This window comes from Peribacillus sp. NPDC058002, from assembly GCF_042886655.1.
Taxonomy (GTDB): domain Bacteria; phylum Bacillota; class Bacilli; order Bacillales; family DSM-1321; genus Peribacillus; species Peribacillus aracenensis.
This window is the reverse complement of record NZ_JBHVQU010000147.1, coordinates 1-9,009: the sequence shown is the minus strand read 5'-3', so window position 1 is coordinate 9,009 and position 9,009 is coordinate 1. Positions and strand designations below refer to the sequence as shown.

11 protein-coding genes and 2 pseudogenes are annotated in these 9,009 nt (G+C 38.8%); 10 read left to right on the top strand and 3 right to left on the bottom strand.

From position 1 onward, the window contains the following. A pseudogene (locus ACFVSH_RS19300) lies at positions 1–90 on the bottom strand (site-specific integrase); the annotation flags it as partial. Positions 91–92: 2 nt separating this feature from the next. On the opposite strand from ACFVSH_RS19300, the gene ACFVSH_RS19295 reads away from it, so the two are divergent. The 4 genes from ACFVSH_RS19295 (at position 93) to ACFVSH_RS19280 (ending at position 1,642) form a co-directional block, all read left to right on the top strand. Continuing rightward, positions 93–230 carry a phage holin gene (locus ACFVSH_RS19295; RefSeq protein WP_387707368.1) on the top strand — a complete coding sequence of 46 codons (138 nt, stop codon included), beginning with the start codon at positions 93–95 and terminating at the stop codon, positions 228–230. Positions 231–286: 56 nt separating this feature from the next. Next, positions 287–673: a M15 family metallopeptidase gene (locus ACFVSH_RS19290; protein ID WP_387707366.1), complete on the top strand. Its 387-nt coding sequence runs from the start codon at positions 287–289 to the stop codon at positions 671–673. A 203-nt stretch (positions 674–876) separates the two neighbouring features. After that, positions 877–1,209 carry a peptidoglycan-binding domain-containing protein gene (locus ACFVSH_RS19285; RefSeq protein ID WP_387707364.1) on the top strand — a complete coding sequence of 111 codons (333 nt, stop codon included), beginning with the start codon at positions 877–879 and terminating at the stop codon, positions 1,207–1,209. Between the two features lie 301 nt (positions 1,210–1,510). Further along, entirely contained in the window at positions 1,511–1,642 is a 132-nt protein-coding gene (locus ACFVSH_RS19280; protein ID WP_387594682.1) for a hypothetical protein, read from the top strand. Between the two features lie 162 nt (positions 1,643–1,804). Here the strand turns inward: ACFVSH_RS19280 and hpaB are convergent, their stop codons facing one another. After that, a complete protein-coding gene (gene hpaB, locus ACFVSH_RS19275; RefSeq protein ID WP_387594685.1) occupies positions 1,805–3,250 on the bottom strand; it encodes a 4-hydroxyphenylacetate 3-monooxygenase, oxygenase component in 1,446 nt (481 codons plus the stop codon). A gap of 1,057 nt (positions 3,251–4,307) precedes the next feature. On the opposite strand from hpaB, the gene ACFVSH_RS19270 reads away from it, so the two are divergent. The 6 genes from ACFVSH_RS19270 (at position 4,308) to ACFVSH_RS19245 (ending at position 8,372) form a co-directional block, all read left to right on the top strand. After that, positions 4,308–5,120, top strand: coding sequence for an alpha/beta fold hydrolase (locus ACFVSH_RS19270; RefSeq protein WP_387707362.1), 813 nt, complete (start codon positions 4,308–4,310; stop codon positions 5,118–5,120). Between the two features lie 127 nt (positions 5,121–5,247). After that, positions 5,248–5,682: a YciI family protein gene (locus tag ACFVSH_RS19265; RefSeq protein WP_387707360.1), complete on the top strand. Its 435-nt coding sequence runs from the start codon at positions 5,248–5,250 to the stop codon at positions 5,680–5,682. Beyond that, positions 5,679–6,944 (top strand): RNA polymerase sigma factor, encoded by a 1,266-nt coding sequence (locus ACFVSH_RS19260; protein WP_387594693.1) that lies wholly within the window; start codon positions 5,679–5,681, stop codon positions 6,942–6,944. Before ACFVSH_RS19265 ends, ACFVSH_RS19260 begins: the two co-directional genes overlap by 4 nt. 117 nt (positions 6,945–7,061) lie before the next feature. Further along, positions 7,062–7,496, top strand: a complete 435-nt coding sequence (locus ACFVSH_RS19255; RefSeq protein WP_387594696.1) for a YciI family protein — start codon at positions 7,062–7,064, stop codon at positions 7,494–7,496. An 86-nt stretch (positions 7,497–7,582) separates the two neighbouring features. Next, a complete protein-coding gene (locus ACFVSH_RS19250; RefSeq protein ID WP_387594698.1) occupies positions 7,583–7,978 on the top strand; it encodes a VOC family protein in 396 nt (131 codons plus the stop codon). Between the two features lie 52 nt (positions 7,979–8,030). After that, positions 8,031–8,372, top strand: coding sequence for a DUF1801 domain-containing protein (locus tag ACFVSH_RS19245; RefSeq protein WP_387594701.1), 342 nt, complete (start codon positions 8,031–8,033; stop codon positions 8,370–8,372). 364 nt (positions 8,373–8,736) lie between these two features. On the opposite strand, the pseudogene ACFVSH_RS19240 reads toward ACFVSH_RS19245, so the two are convergent. Continuing rightward, a pseudogene (locus tag ACFVSH_RS19240) lies at positions 8,737–9,009 on the bottom strand (hypothetical protein); the annotation flags it as partial.

The window sequence follows — 9,009 nt, the reverse complement described above, 5'->3', positions numbered from 1 at the left end:
TGTATGACAAAGGGAATGGATGGGAAGAGAGGGCAACTCAGCCCTTTTTAAGATAGGGCTGAATGCGTTAAATAGGGTGGATTTTGGCATCAATCAACTCATTTATTAACTTCCTTACTGCTGCAGTCCCTCTTGGGTTTGCTTTATATGGAGTATATAAGAATCAATATTTAGTGACTAAAAAAGCTCAAAAACAAGAAGAAGTCTTGAAAAAGAATGGATTAAAGTAAGCTGCCCATCGGGTGGCTTTTTATTATGAATTTAAATTAAAAGGAGACGATGGAAAATGACAGTAGCATTGCAAACGTTATTGGATCGTTCAGTGAAAAACATGGGCTCTTGTATGAATTCAGTGGTTAAAGCATCTGCTTTAGAAATGATTAAGCGTGCCTATAAAGAAGGGATTTACGCACAAATCTGCGCAGGTTTAAGTTCAATGGAAGAACAGGCTTCTCTATTTGGTCAAGGGCGTTTTTATATTTACAAAGGTAAGAACTATAGCAATCTAGCTAAACCTATTGTAACGAACGCTAAACCAGGACAATCTTTCCATAACTTTGGTGTAGCAATTGACTATTTACTAGTAAGCGATGACGGCAAAACAGCATTGTGGACGATTAATTCTAATTGGAAACGAGTGGCTGCTATTGGTAAAAAATTGGGATTTAAATAGGGGGGAGATTGGACAAGCTTTAAAGATTATCCTCACTTGGAAATGACGGGTGGATTATCCTATTCACAGATTATGGTTGGTAAAAAACCAATCCTTTCTTTGAAATTTCAGAGATTACTAAGGAGCCATCCAAGAATAATGGAGATGAAACAATTAAGTCCATTCAAAAAACTTTAAATAGCCGATATGGAACTGGCCTAATTGTGGATGGATTTAATGGTCCTAAAACAAAATCCTCACTTATCAAAGTACTGCAAACTGAACTTAATAAACAATTTAATAAAAATTTAGTTGTGGATGGAAAGTGGGGAGCTAAAACTAAGGCTGCAATTGTCACTGTCCAAAAAGGTGCAAAATGCAATCTTACTTGGATTCTGCAGGCTGCACTTTACTTGGAAGGATATAGTCCTGGATCACTCGATTCCATCTTTGGAAAAGGTACTGAATCAGCATTATCTAAATTCCAGAAAGCTAAAAAGATAATTGTAGATAAGAAAGCAGGTAAAGCTACCTTCACTAAATTGTTTGCGGCATAATCAATAGCCCTTACTCGTATTGAGTAGGGGCTATTTTTTTGTTGAAGCTCTGTTAAAGGTGTTGTTGAATTTCTTAATGAACTAACAAGGGCAGGTTAGTTGAAAAAGAGTACGGTTTGGATAATTACAATTGAGTGGTGAATTGATTTAATACAGACTAATAGTTTTGAATGAAAAGTTCATTTTATCTGTTGGATGAGGCATATGTCCTTTAAATTCTAAAATTCAAGACAAATACCCAAGAACTTTTACCCAAATGCATATGCTCTAATGTAAATGAAATGAGGAAGATGAAGTTTGTATGAATAATGCCTATAATGAGAGGGATGGTTTAGGTGGACCAGGATCAGGATTTGGTTATGGACCAGGACTTGGTTTTGGAGCTCCAGGCTATCCGCACCCACACTACCCATACCACCACTACCCGTATTAAGATTTGCTGATAAAGCCGTCAATAACAATGAAAAGAAGTATCTGTAAAACAGGCGTGTTTCTACAATAGTAGAAACGCCTGTTTCGTGTTGGAAATGGTGAAGGTTTTGGTTTGTGAATTTATAATTGGAGGATACTGCATTGACAATTTGATAAGACACTCTTAATTTTTTAGATTCAATAATCCTCTAATTTCTTCAACGTGTTTATCTTTTATATAGTTTTTGTATAAATTACTGGATAATCGAATAGGATCACCAAAAAAGTATCTTTCATATTGGGTTTGCCTTGTACCAAACGAACTCATCGTAAGATCCCATGCCAAACGGAAAAGTTTCACACGGTCTTCGGCATTCATACCATCTGCTTGAAGATATTGGTCGAGTTCTGAACGAATTTCGGAATCAAACGCGCTTTCCGTTGGTATTGATATCATTCCGCTAGCACCAATTATTTGTATAATTTCGCTGAAACGGGGATAAATTTTAGGAAAGATGTTACTAGCCACTTGTAATGGAATAATACTAGGACGCATAAATCCCCATTCATCCAATTCTGCATCATTTTCTGATTTCTCTAAAAGTGCTTTCATGGTTTCAAGACCGATGATGATTTCGGAGAGTTTTTCATGTATATGTTGATACTCTCCAACATTAATTGTCTCGACAAGAAGTTGAGCAACTCCAAGAAAAAAGTCTGTTTTTACAATTTGTCTGGTTATGACTTGATGATAGGTAAATTGGTAAAAAGAGCTTTCAACAAGGAAATCTGTAGCTGCATCTACATTATCGTAATAAAATACGCGGTCCCATGGAACTAAAACATTGTCAAAGACGACGATTGAGTCCATTTCTTCATATTTTGAACTTAACGGATAATTAAACGAAGATTCTCCCCCCACAAAGGATTCCCTGCAAAAAAATTTTAATCCTTTCGTATTAGAAGGAATGGAAAAGGCGAACGCCTCGCTAGGATCAAAAAACAATCTTGGTGCAGAAATAACTAAAACTTCATCCGTTAAACCACCTTGAGTGGCAAGTAAGCGGGCACCTTTGATAACCAATCCTTTTTCATTTCGATCTATCACCTTAGCGGAAATTGGCTCATTGGAAAAGCCCAAATAGACTTGTGAACGATTCACTTGCGGAGTAATAAAGGTATGTGTAAATGATAAATCATGTTTAATTGCTCTTTCATATAAAGATTGAATGTTTTCAGGAAAACAATTTTTCCTACGACTTAAAACATTGGCGGAAGAGGCAAAACTCATTACAACCGTATTCATATAGTCAGGACTTCTTCCCATCATTCCATGCGTTTGTCTTGCCCAATGTTCAATCATTTTTCTTCTTCTTTTTAAATCCTCTTTCGTTTTGGGTTGTAAGTAAGATAGTCCAATAGGATTTTCGTTTTCTGAAGAAAAGAAAGTCATCTCATTTTTTAGATCCTGAGAATTTTGTAAATCATAAAGGGAAGCCTTTGACTTAAGAATTCCTTTAAAGGCAGGATGGTCTGAAATTGCCCCTTTGATATTTACACCATCAAACCAAATTTCATTTTTCATTTTATTTAAACGTTCAATAAATTCCTTACCATTTATGATACTCATGTTCTACCGTCTCCTTATAATGAAGGCCAAAGAATTGTACGAGTTTAGTTAGTATCATTTTATTAGATGATTTAATTGCGTGTTCTTATTGGAAAAGCCCTGTTTTTAAATTGGGCAAAATGTATCGCTTCATCTGGCATAAATAAAAAAAATGTCCTAGGATGGACGACGATCTTTTCGTAACAGGCATTTTCTAAAATAATGTTTAACACAAAACGATTATTCTATAGGGTGTGGTTTTGGATACTTTTTGTGGCAGGTTCATGGATAACAATTTGTCTCGATCCGCCGGGTTTCTTAAAAAGAGTTGCCCATTTGTTAATACGATTTAGTAAATGGAGAAATATTTAATCGTAACCTTCCATCACTACTCTCCAACTCATTTGTGGTGCGGCTCGGCAGCATGTGTGGCTAACGGGGGGATTGAATTGTCTAGGGGTTGCTGCGGTAGTCCTTCCTTTCGAAAGGTTTGTGAAGAAATACACTTTAAGTAACGGGTGCGTTCGTATTATAAGGTCACCCAGTAAAAACTGGCTAACCTTATAATACGACGCACCCGTTTGTTTAAGTACATTATTTCACAAACTTTATATCAATTATTAAAAAGGAGTTTCCTTAGCAGCTATTAGTAACAAATTCCTGCTAAGAAAGAACAAACTTCCACAGGCATACTTGTGAAAGTTAATTAACTATGCTTTTACGCTTTCAGTTTCCAAGGAGACCCCTTTTCCTAGAAGTTGAAGGTTAATGAATCCAAATACAGACGAAAGTATCAATTCGGAGTAACTCTTTTCAAATAGCGAGCATTAGCAAGAAAAAAATTTGGCTCCTTTTTTTAAAAGGATATTAAAACAAAATTGGCGTATATAAGATAAAAAAGTTCTTAAATATCCAATAAGGATTAATAAATGAATTCAATATGTTTTGGCAAAGAAAATTTTAAAAATTATTTTTTGGATGTGTCGATTTTGTTTATAGTGGTTCGTCGACTTATTAGAAGCGGATATAATCTAAGTTAATATCTAAAAAGTCAGTTACAACAAAGGAGGAAAAATTAATGCATTTAGTTACTTCAAAGGACGGATCGAAAATCGCTTATGACAAAGTTGGCCAAGGACCAGCTCTCATACTGGTAGCAGGTGCCTTCAGCTACCGAAAATTTCCTCAGCAGGTAGAGTTGGCTAATCTGTTGTCCGAGTACTTCACGGTTTACAACTACGACCGCCGTGGCCGAGGAGATAGCAGTGATACACAGCCGTATGATGTTGAGCGTGAAATTGAAGACCTTCAAGCTTTGATTGATGAAGCTGGTGGATCGGCATATGTTTGGGGATTATCTTCGGGAGCTGTTTTAGCCCTACTAGCAGCAAAGAAAGGGGTAAACATTACTAAATTAGCTCTGCACGAACCTCCTTTCGTGGTAAAAGCGGAGGATCGTAAGCCGCCGAAAGATTTTACAAGGCATACGGCTGAACTCATTGCCAAGGATAACAGAGCTGAAGCCATTAAGTACTTTATGACCAAGGGTATGGGGGCACCATCGTTTGTTGTCAGCATGATGCGCATTATGCCAGGTGTGTGGTCTAAGCTTATGGCGGTCGCACATACGCTTCCCTATGATGCTGCTTTGTTGGATGGCTATATGGAGGGAAAGGAACTGTCTGCTGAATGGTGGAGCAGTGTTACGATGCCAACGTTGGTATTAGAAGGGACAGAGAGCCCTGCATCTCTTCGTCATAGTGCTCAAGCATTGGCAAACGTACTCCCCAATGCGCAATTGCTGAGTAAAAAAGGTCTCGGCCATACTAAGAAGCTGGATACAAAAAAAGTATCACCGGAGCTTACAGTATTTTTTGCGGCTAATCACTGATTAGGCAAAAAATTTTACAAAAAAGTAATTTCGATTGTCGATTTAACAGGCAGGTATTCGTTGTATAAATAGAAGCGGATTTGCTTATGCGATTTGAAGCTTCACCATAAATTAGGAGGTTATACTTATGAGATTTATGATGATTGTAAAAGCGACTTCAGATTCAGAGGAAGGAAAAATGCCTAGTCCGGAGCTTATTGAGGCTATGCAGAAATATAACGAAGAATTGATGAAAGCAGGTGTTTTGTTAGCAGGAGATGGACTACATCCTAGTTCAGGCGGAATAAGGATTTCCTATCCAGAACCGGGTGTTAAACCAAAGATTATGGACGGTCCGTTTGTAGAGGCAAAAGAAATAATTGCAGGGTATACTCTGATTGAAGTTAAATCAAGAGAAGAAGCTATTGAATGGGCATTACGGATGCCAGATCCACATGGATTTGGACAGGGAGAAATTGAGCTTAGACAGGTATTTGAGCCGGTGGGCTTGACCGATAATCCAGAATTTCTGGAAAAAGAAGCAGCACTTCGCAAATTAGTAGAGGAGCAAAAGAAAGCGTGAGTTTGCCCCAAACACAACGAACGATTGAAGCGATATGGAGAATAGAGTCACCAAAACTCATTGCAAAGTTAACCGGAATGGTACGGGATATTAGTCTTGCAGAGGATCTGGCTCAGGATGCTTTGGTGATTGCTCTTGAAAAATGGCCACATGCTGGGATACCAGATAATCCTGGCGCATGGCTGATGACGACTGCGAAACGGCGTGCTATTGATCTTTTGCGAAGAACGAAGATTCGTGATCAAAAGTATGTAGAGATTGCTAAGAATACGGATTTATTTACTGAGGAAGACATAGATCATGTTCTGGATGGGGAGATTGGTGACGATCTCCTTCGTCTGATTTTCATGACCTGTCATCCAGTATTATCACAGGATGCCAGAGTTGCCTTGACACTGCGCCTGTTATGCGGACTTACCACAGAAGAAATTGCACGTTCATTCCTCGTCGCAGAATCAACCATTGCTCAGAGAATTGTCCGAGCTAAGAAAACCCTTAACGAAAAAAGAATTCCTTTTGAGGTACCTCTTGGAGAGGAACTTAATAATCGCCTGTCGACCGTACTTGAAGTGATTTACCTTATGTTTAATGAAGGATATTCAGCAACTTCCGGGGACCACTGGATTCGTCCTTCACTGTGCCAAGAAGCACTGAGATTGGGACGTGTCCTTGCCGAAATCGCACCTAATGAACCGGAAGTTCATGGACTAGTTGCTTTAATGGAAATTCAATTTTCCCGGTTCAAAACTCGAGTTAATTCGAAAGGAGAACCTGTCCTTCTTATGGATCAAAATCGGGCACAGTGGGATCAATTATTGATTCGCCGTGGTTTAGCTGCACTGGAGCGCAGCAGGAAGTTAGGGCGTTCACTTGGGTCATATTCATTGCAGGCAGCCATCTCTGCATGTCATGCTCAGGCACAGACTCCAGAGGAGACAGATTGGCCACGAATTGCCGCACTTTATGAAGCTCTTTCGATTGTTATGCCCTCGCCAATCGTAGAATTAAACCGGGCAGTTGCTATATCCATGGCATTCGGTCCGGACATTGGCATCCAGATTGTAGACGAGTTGAATACTGACCCATCCTTAAAGAAATATCATCTATTACCGAGTGTTCGCGGAGATCTCTTGGTGAAGCTAGGGCGTTACGATGAAGCTAGGACAGAATTTAAACGTGCTGCATCACTAACCCAGAATGAACGTGAACGAACCCTGCTACTTAATCGCGCAATGGAATGTGGAAAAGGAACATCTAAATAAAATTTTTTCCCAGCCCTGTCGATTATCTCGTTCCTTATTCGTCGTGTTGGTAAAGGAATAGTAGAGCAGTCTATTCTGCTCTTCATTTCTTCCAATTTAAACGAGGAGGGGATCACAATGAGGTTTTTATTGATTATCAAAGCCACAGAGTACTCGGAGGCAGGATTAGCCGACGGAAAGGATTACCGCGAAGCAATGATTTCGTATAAGAATTCACTGGCTAAAAAGGGTGCACTTCTTGCCGATGAAGAGCTTCAGCCAAGTTCAACCGGGTTAAGAATAACGTATCCAAAGAAAGGTGAAAAGCCACAGGTATTGGCAGGCCCATTTCCGGTAAACCAAGACCTTATCACGGAATATATGTTGATTGATGTGAGTACGGAGGACGAGGCGCTAAACTGGGCGCTAAGAATTCCGGTTCCTAAGGTAAGAGGCAAGTACGAGATAGAACTACGAAGGCTAAAAGAGAAACTAGAATCCATACAAGACCCCGGAATAAAGGCGATGGAAGCCTCTTTACAAGAAAACCTTAATATGTTGAAAAAAATTTAAAAAAGTTTTTTCCTTTGTCGATTTCTCCAATGCATATTCGTCGTATTTATAGAAGGACAAATTAAAATGGAAAGGTTGTTGAAAAAATGGGAGCACAATTAAACTCATATCTAATGTCGGACGATGCAAGAAGCCAGGCGGATTTTTACGTAGAGTCACTCGGTGGGGAAATTCTATCAATTAAAACATTCGGTGAGGCACCAGGAACTCCAGAAGAGATAAAGGATAAAGTTATGCATCTATCTTTGATAATAGCTGGAAGGAATATGCTAATGATCTCCGATTCCTTTGAACCGGTATCCAGCAGCCGTAGCATCAGTCTTGCTTTAACCTATGACAATGAGTCTGAAGCTAAAGAAGCATATGCAAAGCTTGGTGAGGGTGGAGAAAACAAGTATCCCTTTGCTTTGCAGCCATGGGGCGCATACTATGGAGAAGTTATAGATAAATTCGGTGTTACGTGGATGATTACCAAACCGTAAACCATCCGAAATTCAAAAAAATTCACTACTTACAAAAAGGAGAGTATGCATAATGAATCAAGAAGTAACCGATTTTATTGATGCATTAAAAGAACCCTGGCAGGGAGAACTTGCCACTAATCTGCGGGAGGTCGTCCACAAGGCCATACCAGATGTACATGAACGCATTCAATACAAAAAGCCACATTTTTTAAAAAACGGAAAGTACACTGCTGTTGTCTCAATTTCTAAAGCAGCAGTTAGTTTTACCATTTTTAATGCCATCACACTGGATCTTCCTGAAGGCATGTTTGATGGACCTCCAGAAAGAAAATCTATAAAGTTCCAAAAAGAAGCTACGATTGATGCCGAACAGCTCATCTCATTACTTCGTCAAGCTTCCGCAGGACTTTAATGACAATCAAAAGTAAAGAGTTGCTTAACTGGTGTGCTTTTACCAGCAATACAGAGGGTGTAGTTCTTACTGCAGCCTTTTTTGTTTTTCAATTAATCTGCTTCTTTTGTAAAAAAAAGAGCTGATAATCTATGCTTAATTACAGCTCTTTCTTCTGGTAACAGATAAGCTCCAGTAAATTTTTGTTTTTTCATTGCAATAGAATTCTTCAACTTATTAAAATTTAACATGAATACCCAGATTTCTTTAGATGTACTATTCCATTAAATGGCCCGATTGTTGAATAAAAGCTAATGACGATTGTTCAACTAACCTGCCCCGTTAGTGCCATAAGATCCATGGCCAGGAAAAACCTTATCTGCGATTAATTAAGGTTGTCCATAAATTCAGTATCAAAGTAAAGATTAGTCATAAGCTTGTTTACAATCCCGTTGAAGTAGGCAAACTGTCCTTTATGCATCTTAACCCCACTTTTAACCTTCATAGCAAATTCCTTGAAAGCTTTGGTGCCGATCACTATTTCTTGTTCCCTTGTGAATGCACGTTTGTTAGTAGAGTAATCAACAACTCGATTACAATGCATCACCCATGGGAACGCGAACAATATATGTCCATGTATTAATCTTTCAAACCCTTG